Origin of the sequence: Morganella sp. B601, assembly GCF_051172335.1 — a bacterium.
In the GTDB taxonomy this organism is placed as follows: Bacteria; Pseudomonadota; Gammaproteobacteria; order Enterobacterales; family Enterobacteriaceae; genus Morganella; species Morganella morganii.
The window spans coordinates 1-16,244 of record NZ_JBPIZE010000011.1; the positions used below are offsets into that span (position 1 = coordinate 1).

Here is a 16,244-nt window from a genome sequence, read left to right on the forward strand (position 1 = left end):
AACTGCCGGAAGGCGTTGAAATGGTAATGCCGGGCGACAACATCAAAATGATCGTCACCCTGATCCACCCAATCGCAATGGACGATGGTCTGCGTTTCGCAATCCGTGAAGGCGGCCGTACCGTTGGTGCGGGTGTTGTAGCGAAAGTGATGGGTTAATTACGGATGTAATAATCCTAAAAAGGGCATCATTTGATGCCCTTTTTCTGCGTTGTTTTATGAAGAACCTATCTCATCACTAGTTGATCATCAACTACTGGTGAGATAGGCTCTCACGCAACGAATGGTGAGTATCTCGAAGAATACGAAACTCATGCTGGATTATGACGCCAAGTCAGATACAATTGCATCTGTCCCTAATTTTGGTCTGATTTGTTTTGCAACAGCGAGGCAGTCCGGCTGACTTTTTTATTTCATGGTTACAGGTTGGTTTATGAGTGCGAATAGCGAAGCTCAACAAAACGGCCGTGGTGCTGACATTGCCAAATGGTTAGTGGTCGCAGTTCTGCTGATCGCTGCTATCGGCGGTAACTACTACTTCCGCGAATTTAATCTCGCGCTGCGTGCGCTGGCAGTTGTTGTCGTCATCGCATTAGCCGGTGGTATTGCACTGTGGACAACGAAAGGCAAAGCGACACTGACTTTTGCCCGCGAAGCACGGGTTGAAATGCGTAAAGTGATCTGGCCTACACGTCAGGAAACACTGCATACAACACTGATCGTTGCGGCAGTCACAGCGGTTATGTCGTTAGTGTTATGGGGCCTTGATGGTATCCTTGTCCGTCTTGTTTCCTATATAACATCCTTCTGAGGTTCTAAAGATGTCGGATTCTCCTAAAAAACGTTGGTATGTCATCCAGGCTTTCTCCGGATTCGAGAGCCGGGTTGCGCAGTCTCTGCGTGAACATATCAAAATCAACGGGATGGAAGATTCATTTGGCGAAGTCATGGTGCCAACGGAAGAAGTCGTCGAGATCCGCAGCGGTCAGCGCCGCAAAAGTGAGCGCAAATTCTTCCCGGGCTATGTCCTGGTTCAGATGGCGATGAACGATGCATCCTGGCATCTGGTGCGTAACGTACCGCGTGTAATGGGATTCATCGGCGGAACATCCGATCGTCCTGCACCGATCAGCGATAAAGAAGTTGATGCGATTATGAACCGCCTGCAGCAGGTAGGTGATAAGCCGCGTCCGAAAACGCTGTTCGAGCCGGGCGAAATGGTCCGTGTTTCCGATGGTCCGTTTGCAGACTTTAACGGTGTTGTTGAAGAAGTCGACTACGAGAAGAGCCGCCTGAAGGTATCAGTCTCTATTTTTGGTCGTGCAACACCGGTCGAACTGGATTTCAGTCAGGTCGAAAAACCGTAACGGTTTTTTTTCCGGGCTTGCAAAGGGCGGGAAATTTATCTACAATTTCGCGCCTTTTGTTTTTCAGGGGTTCGCGTTTTCACGCGGGCCTGTATTCATAGGGGAGCCGGGATAACCGGCGCTATTACCCATATTGAGGATTTTTTAAATGGCTAAGAAAGTACAAGCCTATATCAAACTGCAGGTTGCAGCTGGTATGGCAAACCCAAGTCCACCGGTTGGTCCTGCACTGGGTCAGCAGGGTGTGAACATCATGGAATTCTGTAAAGCGTTTAACGCCAAAACAGACAGCATGGAAAAAGGTTTACCAATCCCGGTTGTTATCACCGTTTATGCTGACCGTTCTTTCACTTTCATCACTAAAACTCCGCCAGCGGCAGTTTTACTGAAGAAAGCTGCAGGTCTGAAATCTGGTTCCGGCAAACCGAACAAAGAGAAAGTAGGTAAAATTACCTCTGCTCAGGTTCGTGAGATTGCTGAGACTAAAGCAGCGGATATGACTGGTGCCGATGTAGAAGCTATGATGCGTTCTATCGAAGGTACTGCTCGTTCCATGGGCCTGGTAGTGGAGGGTTAATCGATGGCTAAACTGACCAAGCGCATGCGCAATATCCGTGAAAAAGTTGATGCTACCAAACTGTACGACATCAATGAAGCCGTAGCCCTGCTGAAAGAATTAGCGACTGCTAAATTCGTTGAAAGCGTTGACGTTGCCGTCAACCTGGGTATCGATGCACGTAAATCTGACCAAAACGTTCGCGGTGCAACTGTACTGCCAAACGGTACCGGTCGTTCTGTCCGCGTAGCTGTGTTCGCACAGGGCGCTAACGCTGAAGCTGCTAAAGCTGCAGGCGCAGAACTGGTTGGTATGGAAGACCTGGCTGACAAAATCAAAGCCGGCGAAATGGACTTCGACGTTGTTATCGCATCTCCGGATGCAATGCGCGTTGTTGGCCAATTAGGTCAGATCTTAGGCCCGCGCGGCCTGATGCCAAACCCGAAAGTGGGTACTGTAACTCCTAACGTTGCTGAAGCTGTGAACAACGCTAAAGCGGGTCAGGTTCGTTACCGTAACGACAAAAACGGGATCATCCACACCACTATCGGTAAAGTAGATTTCGACACTGATAAACTGAAAGAAAACCTGGAAGCTCTGCTGGTTGCACTGAAAAAAGCAAAACCATCTTCAGCGAAAGGCGTGTACATCAAGAAAATCAGCCTGTCTACCACCATGGGTGCGGGTGTTGCAATCGACCAGTCTGGTCTGACTGCTGCTGCTTAATATCTGCGGATAGTAAGCGCTTTACATTGGGGTCAGGTTTCTGTAGAATCTGACGCCCAATGTTTGCTGTATTTGATTTAGTGAAATTATCACGGAATCAGGCACAGCCAGAATTTCGGTTGGAGCCCGGCCTTTTCCGGGCCCCGTCCAAGACCGCAGGTGTAAGTGATTACTTAATTTTCCTGCGTAGACGGTGACAGAGCCACAAGAATTTTATTCGAGTATTCTGCTCACCGTGTTTTAGCGCTCTCCACCTTCCGGTGCTGAGTGAAGTGAGTTCCGGGGTTGTATTACCCGGCTAAACCAGGAGCAAGAAGCTAATGGCATTAAATCTTCAAGACAAACAAGCGATTGTTGCTGAAGTCAGCGAAGTTGCCAAAGGTGCGCTGTCTGCAGTTGTCGCGGATTCCCGTGGTGTGACTGTAGATAAAATGACCGGTCTGCGTAAAGCATGTCGTGAAGCTGGCGTTACTGTACGTGTAGTACGTAACACCCTGCTGCGTCGTGCTGTTGAAGGTACCTCTTCTGAGTGCCTGAAAGACGTATTCGTCGGTCCTACCTTGATTGCATTTTCTCATGAACATCCGGGCGCTGCTGCTCGTCTGTTCAAAGAATTCGCGAAAGCGAACCCTGCATTCGAGATTAAAGCCGCAGCCTTTGAAGGTGAGTTAATTGCAGCGAAAGATATCGATCGCTTAGCAACACTCCCGACTTACGAAGAAGCAATCGCGCGCCTGATGGCAACCATGAAAGAAGCCTCTGCAGGCAAACTGGTTCGCACTCTGGCAGCGTTACGCGATCAGAAAGAAGCAGCTTAATTGCCCTTTCTTTTCTTCGTTGCTTTTTAACGTATAAACTTATTCTGAATTTTAGGAACATATCGTATGTCTATCACTAAAGAACAAATCCTGGACGCAGTTGCTGAAATGTCTGTAATGGACGTTGTTGAACTGATCACCATGATGGAAGAAAAATTCGGCGTTTCTGCTGCTGCTGCTGTAGCAGTTGCTGCGGGTCCTGCTGAAGCTGCTGAAGAGAAAACTGAGTTCGACGTTATTCTGAAAGCTGCAGGCGCTAACAAAGTTGCAGTAATCAAAGCTGTTCGCGGCGCAACTGGTCTGGGCCTGAAAGAAGCTAAAGACTTAGTTGAAAGCGCACCTGCTGCACTGAAAGAAGGTGTGAGCAAAGATGAAGCTGAAACTCTGAAAAAATCTCTGGAAGAAGCTGGCGCGGAAGTTGAAGTTAAATAAGCCACTTTTTGCAGTAGCAGCCTGAAAATGGCTGATGGCTGGTGACTTATTGGTCACCAGCCTTTTTGCGCTAATGCGCATGCGTGTGTTTTCGGGGTAACAGTTGTGTTATCTGACACCCGCAAACTCTCCGAATACTTTTTGCTATTGACGACTTAATATACTGTGTTTATGACTGCGATTCGCTCGGGTAGCTCGGTAGTCAGCAGCGCAATGAAATGATTTAAGAGTAATAGCAATGGGTATTAACAGAAAATGTTCAATTTTCTGTCCAAATTAGATAGTTGTAGCGACTGTCCGTCCGATACGGGCAGGCCGGGTCACTGATCAAGCGAGCTGAGGAACCCTATGGTTTACTCCTATACCGAGAAGAAACGTATTCGTAAGGATTTTGGTAAACGTCCGCAAGTGCTGGATGTACCTTATCTCCTTTCTATCCAGCTGGATTCATTCCAGAAATTCATTGAACTCGATCCGGACGGTCAGAACGGCCTGGAAGCCGCGTTCCGTTCTGTTTTCCCGATTCAGAGCTACAGTGGCAATGCGGAACTGCAATATGTCAGCTTCCGTCTGGGTGAGCCGGTATTTGACGTTAAAGAATGTCAGATCCGCGGCGTAACCTTTTCCGCACCACTGCGCGTAAAACTGCGTCTGGTTGTTTACGAGCGTGAAGCACCGGAAGGCACAGTTAAAGATATTAAAGAACAGGAAGTTTACATGGGCGAGATTCCGCTCATGACCGAAAACGGAACGTTCGTTATCAACGGTACTGAGCGTGTTATCGTTTCTCAGTTACACCGCAGCCCGGGCGTGTTCTTTGACAGTGACAAAGGTAAAACACACTCTTCCGGTAAAGTGCTGTATAACGCACGTATCATTCCTTACCGTGGTTCATGGCTGGATTTCGAGTTCGATCCGAAAGACAACTTATTTGTCCGTATTGACCGCCGCCGTAAATTACCGGCTTCGATCATTCTGCGTGCGATGAATTTCAGCACCGAAGACATTCTGAACCTGTTCTTCGAAAAAACCACCTTTGAAATCCGCAATAATAAACTGACCATGACCCTCATTCCTGAGCGTCTGCGTGGTGAAACTGCGTCCTTCGATATCGAAGCGAACGGTAAAGTTTATATTGAGAAAGGCCGTCGTATCACTGCCCGTCATATCCGCCAGCTGGAAAAAGACGAAGTCAGCCAGATTGAAGTTCCTGTTGAATATATCGCAGGCAAAGTGGTTGCGCGTGATTACATCGATGAAGCGACCGGCGAATTAATCTGTGCGGCGAACATGGAAATGTCACTGGATCTGCTGGCGCGTCTGAGCCAGTCCGGTCACAAAACCATTGAAACCCTGTTCACCAACGACCTGGATCACGGCGCCTACATGTCAGAAACCCTGCGTGTGGATCCGACCAATGATCGTTTAAGCGCACTGGTAGAAATCTACCGCATGATGCGCCCTGGTGAGCCGCCAACCCGCGAAGCTGCTGAAAACCTGTTCGAGAACCTGTTCTTCTCTGAAGATCGTTACGATCTGTCTGCGGTCGGCCGCATGAAGTTCAACCGTTCACTGGGTCGTGATGACTCTGACGGTACCGGGATCCTGAGCCAGCAGGACATTACTGATGTCATGAAGAAACTGATCGACATCCGTAACGGCCGCGGTGAAGTGGATGATATCGACCACTTAGGTAACCGTCGTATCCGTTCTGTCGGTGAAATGGCAGAGAACCAGTTCCGTGTGGGGCTGGTCCGTGTTGAGCGTGCGGTGAAAGAGCGTCTGTCTCTGGGTGATCTGGATAACCTGATGCCTCAGGATATGATCAACGCCAAGCCGATTTCTGCTGCGGTTAAAGAGTTCTTTGGTTCCAGCCAGCTGTCCCAGTTTATGGACCAGAACAACCCGCTGTCAGAAATTACGCACAAACGCCGTATTTCAGCATTAGGCCCGGGCGGTCTGACCCGTGAACGTGCCGGCTTCGAAGTACGAGACGTTCACCCGACTCACTACGGCCGCGTATGTCCTATCGAGACCCCTGAAGGTCCGAACATCGGTCTGATCAACTCCTTATCTGTTTATGCACAGACTAACGAATATGGTTTCCTGGAAACCCCGTACCGTTTAGTGCGTGACGATGTTGTTACCGATGAAATTCATTATCTGTCTGCAATCGAAGAAGGTAACTTCATCATTGCACAGGCAAACACCGTATTAGATGACGACGGCCACTTCGTTGATGAACTGATCACCTGCCGTAACAAAGGTGAATCCAGCTTATTCAGCCGTGATCAGGTTCAGTACATGGACGTTTCCACCCAGCAGGTGGTTTCTGTCGGTGCATCCCTGATCCCGTTCCTGGAACACGATGACGCCAACCGTGCATTGATGGGTGCGAACATGCAACGTCAGGCGGTTCCGACTCTGCGCGCTGACAAGCCGCTGGTTGGTACCGGTATGGAACGTGCGGTAGCCGTTGACTCCGGTGTTACAGCCGTAGCCAAACGCGGTGGTACTGTTCAGTACGTTGACGCATCACGTATCGTTATCAAGGTAAATGAAGATGAAATGTATGCCGGCGAAGCGGGCATCGACATCTACAGCCTGACCAAATATACCCGTTCTAACCAGAACACCTGTATCAACCAGACTCCTTGCGTATCGCTGGGTGAGCCGGTTGAGCGCGGTGACGTGCTGGCTGATGGTCCGTCAACTGACCTCGGCGAACTGGCACTGGGTCAGAACATGCGCGTGGCATTTATGCCATGGAACGGTTACAACTTCGAAGACTCCATCCTCGTATCCGAGCGTGTTGTTCAGGAAGACCGTTTCACCACTATCCACATCCAGGAACTGGCTTGTGTGTCCCGTGACACCAAACTGGGGCCGGAAGAGATCACCGCCGACATCCCTAACGTGGGTGAAGCGGCTCTCTCCAAACTGGATGAATCCGGTATCGTGTATATCGGTGCGGAAGTGAAAGGCGGCGATATTCTGGTCGGTAAAGTGACACCGAAAGGTGAAACACAGTTAACCCCGGAAGAGAAACTGCTGCGTGCTATCTTCGGTGAAAAAGCGTCAGACGTGAAAGATTCATCTCTGCGCGTACCGAATGGTGTTTCCGGTACTGTTATCGACGTCCAGGTCTTTACCCGCGATGGCGTGGAAAAAGACAAGCGTGCTCTCGAAATCGAAGAGATGCAGCTGCGTGACGCGAAGAAAGACCTGACCGAAGAGCTCCAGATTCTGGAAGCCGGTCTGTTCAGCCGTATCCGTTCCGTTCTGATCAACGGCGGTATGGAAGCTGACAAACTGGACAAACTGCCGCGCGAGCGCTGGTTAGAACTGGCTCTGACTGATGAAGAGAAACAGAATCAGTTAGAACAGCTGGCAGAACAGTATGACGAACTGAAATCTGAGTTCGCCAAGAAACTGGAAGCGAAACGTCGCAAAATCACCCAGGGCGATGATCTGGCACCGGGCGTGCTGAAAATCGTTAAAGTGTATCTGGCCGTTAAACGTCAGATCCAGCCTGGTGATAAAATGGCGGGTCGTCACGGTAACAAAGGGGTTATCTCAAAAATTAACCCTATCGAAGATATGCCATACGATGAAAAAGGTAACCCTGTTGACATCGTACTGAACCCGCTGGGCGTACCATCGCGTATGAACATCGGTCAGATTCTGGAAACCCACCTGGGTATGGCTGCGAAAGGCATCGGTGACAAAATCAACCAGATGATCAAAGAGCAGCAGGAAGTCGCGAAATTACGTGAATTCATCCAGAAAGCCTATGATCTGGGTAACGACCCGCGTCAGAAAGTGGATCTGAACACCTTCAGTGATGAAGAAGTTCTGCGTCTGGCGGACAACCTGAAAAAAGGTATGCCGACAGCAACACCAGTATTCGATGGTGCAAAAGAGCAGGAAATCAAAGCATTACTGACTCTGGGTGGCTTACCGACTTCCGGTCAGATCACACTGTTTGATGGTCGTACCGGCGAGCAGTTCGAGCGTCAGGTTACCGTCGGCTATATGTACATGCTGAAACTGAACCACCTGGTTGATGACAAGATGCATGCGCGTTCTACCGGTTCTTACAGCCTGGTTACCCAGCAGCCGCTGGGTGGTAAGGCACAGTTCGGTGGTCAGCGCTTCGGGGAGATGGAAGTGTGGGCACTGGAAGCATACGGTGCCGCTTACACCCTCCAGGAGATGCTGACTGTGAAATCGGATGACGTTAACGGTCGTACGAAGATGTACAAAAACATCGTCGACGGCAGTCATCAGATGGAACCGGGAATGCCGGAATCTTTCAACGTATTGCTGAAAGAAATCCGTTCCCTCGGTATCAATATCGAGCTGGAAGACGAGTAATTACCGTTGTGGCTGCCCGTGGTACACGGGCAGCACCAGTAAATCTGGTTTAAGGGACAAACAGACGACCGTTTGTCTCACAGGTCTAACTCCGACAGGAGCCATTTCGTGAAAGACTTATTAAAGTTTCTGAAAGCGCAAACCAAGACCGAAGAGTTTGATGCGATCAAAATTGGTCTGGCCTCACCTGACATGATTCGTTCATGGTCATTTGGTGAAGTGAAAAAGCCGGAAACCATTAACTACCGTACGTTCAAACCTGAGCGTGACGGGCTTTTCTGTGCGCGTATCTTCGGGCCGGTAAAAGATTACGAATGTTTGTGCGGTAAGTACAAACGTCTGAAACACCGTGGTGTGATTTGTGAGAAGTGTGGTGTTGAAGTGACTCAGACTAAAGTGCGCCGTGAGCGCATGGGTCACATCGAACTGGCATCACCGACCGCACACATCTGGTTCCTGAAATCACTGCCGTCCCGTATCGGCCTGCTGCTGGATATGCCGCTGCGTGATATCGAACGTGTTCTGTACTTTGAATCTTATGTTGTTGTTGAAGGCGGGATGACCAGCCTTGAGCGCAGCCAGATTCTGACAGAAGAACAGTATCTCGACGCTCTGGAAGAGTTCGGTGATGAATTCGACGCGAAAATGGGTGCGGAAGCCATCCAGGCATTGCTGAAAGCAATGGATCTGGAACAGGAAGTCGAAAACCTGCGCGAAGAACTGAATGAAACCAATTCAGAAACCAAACGTAAGAAACTGACCAAGCGCATCAAGCTGCTGGAAGCCTTCATTCAGTCCGGTAACAAACCTGAATGGATGATCCTGACAGTGCTGCCGGTGTTACCACCGGATCTGCGTCCGTTAGTTCCGCTCGACGGCGGTCGCTTTGCGACTTCAGATCTGAACGATCTGTACCGTCGTGTGATCAACCGTAACAACCGTCTGAAACGCCTGCTGGATCTGGCTGCACCTGACATCATCGTACGTAACGAAAAACGTATGCTGCAGGAAGCCGTGGATGCGCTGCTGGATAACGGCCGTCGTGGTCGTGCAATTACCGGCTCTAACAAGCGTCCGCTGAAATCTCTGGCAGATATGATCAAAGGTAAACAGGGTCGTTTCCGTCAGAACCTGCTCGGTAAGCGTGTTGACTATTCCGGTCGTTCTGTAATCACCGTAGGTCCATACCTGCGTCTGCATCAGTGCGGTCTGCCTAAGAAAATGGCACTGGAACTGTTCAAACCGTTCATCTACGGCAAGCTGGAACTGCGTGGTCTCGCAACCACCATTAAAGCAGCCAAGAAAATGGTTGAGCGCGAAGAAGCGGTCGTATGGGATATCCTGGATGAAGTTATCCGTGAGCACCCGGTTCTCCTGAACCGTGCACCGACACTTCACCGTCTGGGTATTCAGGCGTTTGAACCAATCCTTATCGAAGGTAAAGCTATCCAGCTGCACCCGCTCGTTTGTGCGGCATATAACGCCGACTTCGATGGTGACCAGATGGCGGTTCACGTTCCTCTGACCCTGGAAGCGCAGCTCGAAGCCCGTGCCCTGATGATGTCCACCAACAACATCCTGTCACCGGCAAGCGGCGATCCGATTATCGTACCTTCTCAGGACGTTGTTCTGGGCCTGTACTACATGACCCGTGACTGTGTTAACGCCAAAGGCGAAGGCATGGTACTGAACGGTTCAACTGAAGCTGAGCGTGTATACCGCGCCGGTCATGCGTCTCTGCATGCCCGCGTGAAAGTCCGTATCACTGAAGAAGTGAAAGACGGCGAAGGTAATATCACCAAGCGTACCAGCATGATTGATACCACTGTCGGCCGTGCCATCTTATGGCGTATCGTTCCGCGTGGTCTGCCTTACTCACTGGTTAACCAGCCGCTGGGTAAAAAAGCAATCTCCAAAATGCTGAACACCTGTTACCGTATTCTGGGTCTGAAGCCGACCGTTATCTTTGCTGACCAGATCATGTACACCGGTTTTGCCTACGCTGCCCGTTCAGGTGCATCCGTTGGTATCGATGACATGGTTATTCCGGAGAAAAAAGCCGGGATCATCGCGGAAGCCGAAGCAGAAGTGGCAGAAATCCAGGAGCAGTTCCAGTCTGGTCTGGTTACCGCCGGCGAACGTTATAACAAAGTTATCGATATCTGGGCCGCGGCCAACGAACGTGTTGCCAAGGCGATGATGGAAAACCTGTCTGTTGAAACCGTGGTTAACCGCGACGGCGAAGAAGAACAGCAGGTTTCTTTCAACAGTATCTTTATGATGGCCGACTCCGGTGCGCGTGGTTCTGCTGCACAGATTCGTCAGCTGGCCGGTATGCGTGGTCTGATGGCGAAACCGGATGGTTCCATCATCGAAACGCCAATCACCGCGAACTTCCGTGAAGGTCTTGACGTACTCCAGTACTTCATCTCAACTCACGGTGCACGTAAAGGTCTGGCGGATACCGCACTGAAAACAGCAAACTCCGGTTACCTGACCCGTCGTCTGGTGGACGTGGCACAAGACCTCGTCATCACTGAAGATGACTGTGGTACGCACGAAGGTATCGTCATGACCCCGGTTATCGAGGGTGGTGATGTTAAAGAACCTCTGCGCGACCGCGTATTAGGCCGTGTGGCTGCTGAAGATATTCTGAAGCCGGGTACTGCGGATATTCTTATCCCGCGTAACACCCTGCTGCATGAAAAACAGTGTGACCTGTTAGAAGAAAACTCAGTCGACAGCGTGAAAGTCCGCTCTGTGGTTAGTTGCGAAACTGACTTCGGTGTGTGTGCGAAATGCTACGGCCGTGACCTGGCGCGTGGTCACATCATCAACGCCGGTGAGGCGGTGGGTGTTATCGCGGCACAGTCAATCGGTGAACCGGGTACACAGCTGACGATGCGTACGTTCCACATCGGTGGTGCGGCATCCCGTGCTGCTGCGGAATCCAGCATTCAGGTCCGTAACAAGGGTACACTGAAACTGTTCAACGCGAAGTTCATCATGAACTCTGCGGGCAAACTGGTTATCACGTCCCGTAACACAGAATTGCGTCTGATCGACGAATTCGGCCGTACCAAAGAGAGCTATAAAGTACCTTACGGTGCCCAGCTCTCCAAAGGTGACGGTGAAGCCGTCAACGGCGGTGAAACTGTCGCTAACTGGGATCCGCATACCATGCCGGTTGTCAGTGAAGTGTCCGGTATCATCCGCTTTACCGACATGCACGACGGCCAGACCATTACCCGTCAGACTGATGAATTAACCGGTCTGTCCTCACTGGTTGTTCTGGATTCTGCAGAACGTACCACCAGTGCGAAAGAAATGCGTCCGGCACTGAAAATTGTCGATGCACAGGGTAACGATGTTCTGATCCCGAACACTGATATGCCTGCCGCGTACTTCTTACCGGGTAAAGCGATTGTTCAGCTGGATGACGGCGTGGCAATCACCGCCGGTGACACGCTGGCACGTATCCCGCAGGAATCTGTCGGTACCAAGGATATTACCGGTGGTCTGCCGCGCGTTGCGGATCTGTTCGAAGCGCGTCGTCCGAAAGAGCCTGCGATCCTGGCTGAAATCAGCGGTATCATCTCGTTCGGTAAAGAGACCAAAGGTAAGCGTCGTCTGGTGATCACACCAATCGACGGCAGCGATCCTTACGAAGAGATGATTCCGAAGTGGCGTCAGCTCAACGTGTTCGAAGGTGAAATGGTTGAACGTGGTGACGTCGTATCTGATGGTCCGGAATCACCGCACGATATCCTGCGTCTGCGCGGCGTGAATGCCGTTGCACGTTATATCGCGAACGAAGTCCAGGAAGTTTACCGCTTACAGGGCGTTAAGATTAACGATAAACACATCGAAGTTATCGTTCGTCAGATGCTGCGTAAAGTCACCATCACCTCTGCGGGAAGCTCTGAGTTCCTCGAAGGTGAGCAGGTTGAATATGCACGCGTGAAAGTGGCAAACCGTCTGCTGGAGCAGGAAGGTAAAATCCCTGCAACCTTCGAACGTGATCTGCTGGGTATCACCAAAGCGTCTCTGGCAACAGAGTCCTTTATCTCTGCGGCATCGTTCCAGGAGACCACACGCGTTCTGACCGAAGCGGCCGTTGCGGGTAAACGCGACGAACTGCGCGGTCTGAAAGAGAACGTCATTGTGGGTCGCCTGATCCCGGCCGGTACCGGTTTCGCGTACCACCAGGATCGTATCCGCCGCCGTCACCTGGCAGAAACTGCCGAGGCAGCACCACAGCAGGTCAGCGCTGATGAAGCAACAGCTAACTTAGCTGAGCTTCTGAACGCCGGCTTCGGTGGCAGCAAAGAGTAAGTGATACAGCAATGTAACTGACTGAACAGCCCTCCTTTTTTAAGGGGGGCTTTTTTGTGCAGTACACCAGGTAAACGGGCATATTATGCGCAACGTATTGTTTATTTTTATGATTTTATTTTCTGTCGCCGGTGTCAGCCGGGCGGCAGAAGTGCCTTCTGATTCTCAGGAATGGTTACTGAAAGATGAACCGCCGGTACTGATCCAGGTAAAAGAGCCGCAGGTGATTTTCGCACCGATCGCCGGTGTGATGCAGGGGGTTGCGGAACTGAACCCGTCACACGGTTTTTATATTTATCCGATGAAGGGCGAGTTCCGTGAATTACAGTTTGGCAATGATCGCGGTTTTATCGGCAGTGAACAGCTGTCAGATAAAAAACCTAAGGTCGTGCCGCCGCTGGATACACTGAATGAACTCAATAATCCGATTTATGATTATCTGATAACCATCAGCAACACCAATGTGTTTGGCACGCCGGATGAATCTAAATCTCCGGTTGCCACCCTGTTTGGTGACCTGCGTTATCCGGTGCTGGCCAAAATGGTCAGGGAAAACCGGGAAGGTGAAAAAATTGTCTGGCTGACTATCCGCCTGGCGGACAGACTGGCGTATATCCGTTTATCGGATGTGGAGCTGGATAAAGGGATCCCGATTCTGACATATCACCATATCCTGAAAGACAGTGAAAACAGGAACTTCCGCCATACCTCGACCACCACATCCGTTGAAGCCTTTAAGGCGCAGATGGATTATCTGAAGCAGGCCGGTTACCGGACGATTTCCCTTGATGACGTGGCCGGTTATCTGGCGAAGGAAAATAACCTGCCGGGTAAAGTGGTGGCGCTGACGTTCGACGATGGCCTGAAATCGGTTTACCGCTATGCATATCCGATCCTGAAGCAGAATGATCAGAAAGCCACACTGTTTGTGATTTCCTCGCGGGTGAAATCAAAGCCGCAGAAATGGGCACCGGACGGCTTGCAGTTTATGTGCTGGCCAGAGCTGATGCAGTCACGGGATGTGTTTGATATTCAGTCACATACGCATTTTTTACATCGACTGGATAACCGCAAAAACCCGATTATTTTCAGCCGCAAGGAGCACACGATCCTGCTGGATTACCAGCGTTCGCAGCGCGTGCTGGCGAAACTGAACCCTGAACAGCATTACCTGGCATATCCTTTCGGGGCATATAATCAGGATGCGATGGATGCAGCACAGCAGGCCGGTATGACGATGGCCGTCACCACCATTCAGGGGAAAGTTCGCCTCGGTGATAATCCGTATGCGCTGAAACGTCTGTATGCACTGCGTACCGACCCGATTGAGAAATTTGCTACCATGATTGGCAACAGTGGTCCGGAAGTGGTGAATAAGGATATTGTTGTCGACAGATAATCCCGTTTTTATATAACAACTCATGGCCTGATAATAACCATTATCAGGCCATTTTTTTTTGTGTATATTATGAAATCAGAAATTGCAGTTCATAAGGGGCAGATTCATAACTGACCAGGTTATCTTCAAACTCATTAGCAATAACCATCCGTGGTTTTTCTTTTCCGTGGAAATAACGTTTCACCATTTCAGCATCGATATTTTCACTGAGATAATGACAGATACAGCAAAGATAAAATCCGGCCGGTAAACATACCAGGTTAGGAGAATCAAAATCCGGTTTCTCTTTCAGGTAAATCAGGTATTTCGACGGGTAGAAGGTTTGCTCAATAATGTTTTTATAATCCAGCACATAGGCGTATTGCCGCAGATAATCGAGGGACTGATTTTCCGGTCTGGCTTTCATTTCAGCCAGCCGCAGTTCCATTTTTGAAATCGGGCGATCTGCCGGATAACAGGGAACAAACAGACACCAGCGTTCCGGTAATTCGGTGGTATAAAAAGCCCCGTTGCGCGGTTTATTATCAGTGAAGGTAAAGTAATCCAGATACCAGTCCAGCGTTTCAATGGTCTTTTTTAATTCTGCCATCTGCTGTAATTTACGTGATTTTTCCTGGATTAAATATTCGGTCAATTTATTTTTATCGCCACTTTCCATAATAGTTTTAATATCACTCAGGCTCATATTCATTTTCTGAAGATATTTAATTCTGTCGATATAATGAAATTGTTCAAATGTATAATAACGGTATCCGTTTTCATTATCCGTATAACCTGGTTTGAGAATGGATTTTTTATCATAAAAACGCAGTGTCTGCGTTGAAACGCCTAATAGCGCGGCAGTTTCCCCGATAGTAAAATATTTCTTCATGATTGCTGCCTGTAAAATAATTACTTTTATTTAAATTATCAGATTTAAAATTAACATACTATTTCCCGGGGAAATAATTTTGTGATTATCTTCTCATAACCTGAATTACGGATTTAACCTTATTCCAGCTATAAGGTTTAGGGTGTGCGCATTGTTATTTATTGTTAAAAAAGCAGGATAAAAAATGAAAGAACGCACACAGCTATTGTATTCAGGGGAAATGAATTTACCGGGTCATATTCATCCGGATGCGCCCGCTATTTTTCCGGCTACCGCCTATGCCATGCAGGATACGCAGCACTATTTTGCGGTCAGCAGCGGCAATGGTGAGTATCAGTATAACCGTACCGCAAACCCGAACCGGGACAGCTTATCTGCCGCGATTTCACTGATGGAAGACGGAGAAGTCTCTGCCGTTATGGCCTCCGGGATGGCAGCAATCTCAGCAACACTGCTGAGCCTGCTCAGACAGGGCGACCATCTTGTCGTGAATGAGGCTATTTACGGCGAAACCATCGAACTGATTGATTTAATTCTGGTTCCGCTGGGGGTAACAGTAACCTATGCGGATTTTCTGTCACCGGAGTCGGTACAGTCCGCCATCCGGCCGGAAACGGTGATGCTGTATACCGAAATTATCAGTAACCCGCTGATTAAAGTGGTCGATATCGATGCCATTGCCGGTATCAGCCGGGCGAATGATTGCCTGCTGGTGGTGGATAATACCTTTTCAACCCCGTTTGTCATAAAGCCCTTACAGCACGGCGCGGATATCGTGATCCACAGCCTGACCAAATTTTTCGGGGGCCACAGTGATTTAACCGCCGGCTCGGTAACCTGCTCACAGGCACTGATGCAGAAAATTGAGCTGAAAGCCCGCCTGCTGGGAGGATGCAGTGATCCTTATACGGCCTGGCTCTGTCTGCGCAGCATCCGGACAATGGAAATGCGGGTATCGCGCCAGATGGAAAATGCACAGCGTATTGCGGAAGCACTCAGCGGTGACCCGCGTGTGGTACAGGTGAATTATCCGGGCCTGGCGTCACATCCTCAGCATGATTTAGCGAAATCTCTGTTTCTGCAGGGCTGTGGCCCGATGCTCAGTTTTCGCGTCGCTGATGACCAGACAAAAGTCGATGCTTTTATCCGTCGTTTAAATCTTATTACTTATCTGGGCACGCTGGGCGGATTCCGCACCTCTCTGGCGCATCCGGCAACCGCATTCCGCACTGAATTTACACCGCAGCAGCTGATTGATTTTGGTATGCACGAAGGGCTTATCCGTATTTCTGCCGGATGCGAAGCTGCCGAAGATTTAATTGCTGATATTACTCAGGCACTTGATGTGTTTAATTAAACCGGAT

The 16,244-nt window shown here is 49.8% G+C and carries 11 protein-coding genes and 1 pseudogene; 11 read left to right on the forward strand and 1 reads right to left on the reverse strand.

The window, feature by feature from the left end:
• The 10 genes and pseudogenes from tuf to ACSBQN_RS18700 form a co-directional block, all read left to right on the forward strand.
• A pseudogene (gene tuf, locus ACSBQN_RS18655) lies at nucleotides 1-158 on the forward strand (elongation factor Tu); the annotation flags it as partial.
• Between the two features lie 274 nt (nucleotides 159-432).
• Nucleotides 433-810: a preprotein translocase subunit SecE gene (gene secE / locus ACSBQN_RS18660; protein WP_004238482.1), complete on the forward strand. Its 378-nt coding sequence runs from the start codon at nucleotides 433-435 to the stop codon at nucleotides 808-810.
• Between the two features lie 10 nt (nucleotides 811-820).
• Nucleotides 821-1,366, forward strand: a complete 546-nt coding sequence (gene nusG, locus ACSBQN_RS18665) for a transcription termination/antitermination protein NusG (RefSeq protein ID WP_004238483.1) — start codon at nucleotides 821-823, stop codon at nucleotides 1,364-1,366.
• A 148-nt stretch (nucleotides 1,367-1,514) separates the two neighbouring features.
• Nucleotides 1,515-1,943 (forward strand): 50S ribosomal protein L11, encoded by a 429-nt coding sequence (gene rplK, locus ACSBQN_RS18670; RefSeq protein WP_004238484.1) that lies wholly within the window; start codon nucleotides 1,515-1,517, stop codon nucleotides 1,941-1,943.
• A gap of 3 nt (nucleotides 1,944-1,946) precedes the next feature.
• Nucleotides 1,947-2,648 carry a 50S ribosomal protein L1 gene (rplA, locus tag ACSBQN_RS18675; RefSeq protein ID WP_004238485.1) on the forward strand — a complete coding sequence of 234 codons (702 nt, stop codon included), beginning with the start codon at nucleotides 1,947-1,949 and terminating at the stop codon, nucleotides 2,646-2,648.
• A gap of 320 nt (nucleotides 2,649-2,968) precedes the next feature.
• Nucleotides 2,969-3,466, forward strand: coding sequence for a 50S ribosomal protein L10 (gene rplJ, locus ACSBQN_RS18680; RefSeq protein WP_004242307.1), 498 nt, complete (start codon nucleotides 2,969-2,971; stop codon nucleotides 3,464-3,466).
• Between the two features lie 66 nt (nucleotides 3,467-3,532).
• Nucleotides 3,533-3,898 (forward strand): 50S ribosomal protein L7/L12, encoded by a 366-nt coding sequence (rplL, locus tag ACSBQN_RS18685; protein ID WP_004242306.1) that lies wholly within the window; start codon nucleotides 3,533-3,535, stop codon nucleotides 3,896-3,898.
• A gap of 348 nt (nucleotides 3,899-4,246) precedes the next feature.
• Nucleotides 4,247-8,275: a DNA-directed RNA polymerase subunit beta gene (gene rpoB, locus ACSBQN_RS18690; RefSeq protein ID WP_004242304.1), complete on the forward strand. Its 4,029-nt coding sequence runs from the start codon at nucleotides 4,247-4,249 to the stop codon at nucleotides 8,273-8,275.
• Between the two features lie 108 nt (nucleotides 8,276-8,383).
• On the forward strand, nucleotides 8,384-12,610 hold the full coding sequence (rpoC, locus tag ACSBQN_RS18695) for a DNA-directed RNA polymerase subunit beta' (protein WP_004242303.1): 4,227 nt from the start codon (nucleotides 8,384-8,386) through the stop codon (nucleotides 12,608-12,610).
• An 85-nt stretch (nucleotides 12,611-12,695) separates the two neighbouring features.
• Nucleotides 12,696-14,009, forward strand: coding sequence for a polysaccharide deacetylase family protein (locus ACSBQN_RS18700; protein WP_024474639.1), 1,314 nt, complete (start codon nucleotides 12,696-12,698; stop codon nucleotides 14,007-14,009).
• A gap of 67 nt (nucleotides 14,010-14,076) precedes the next feature.
• Here ACSBQN_RS18700 and ACSBQN_RS18705 read toward each other — a convergent pair whose 3' ends face one another.
• Nucleotides 14,077-14,880 (reverse strand): MerR family transcriptional regulator, encoded by an 804-nt coding sequence (locus ACSBQN_RS18705; protein ID WP_004242301.1) that lies wholly within the window; start codon nucleotides 14,878-14,880, stop codon nucleotides 14,077-14,079.
• Nucleotides 14,881-15,064: 184 nt separating this feature from the next.
• On the opposite strand from ACSBQN_RS18705, the gene ACSBQN_RS18710 reads away from it, so the two are divergent.
• Nucleotides 15,065-16,237 carry a trans-sulfuration enzyme family protein gene (locus ACSBQN_RS18710; protein ID WP_024474638.1) on the forward strand — a complete coding sequence of 391 codons (1,173 nt, stop codon included), beginning with the start codon at nucleotides 15,065-15,067 and terminating at the stop codon, nucleotides 16,235-16,237.
• Nucleotides 16,238-16,244: the final 7 nt, after the last annotated feature.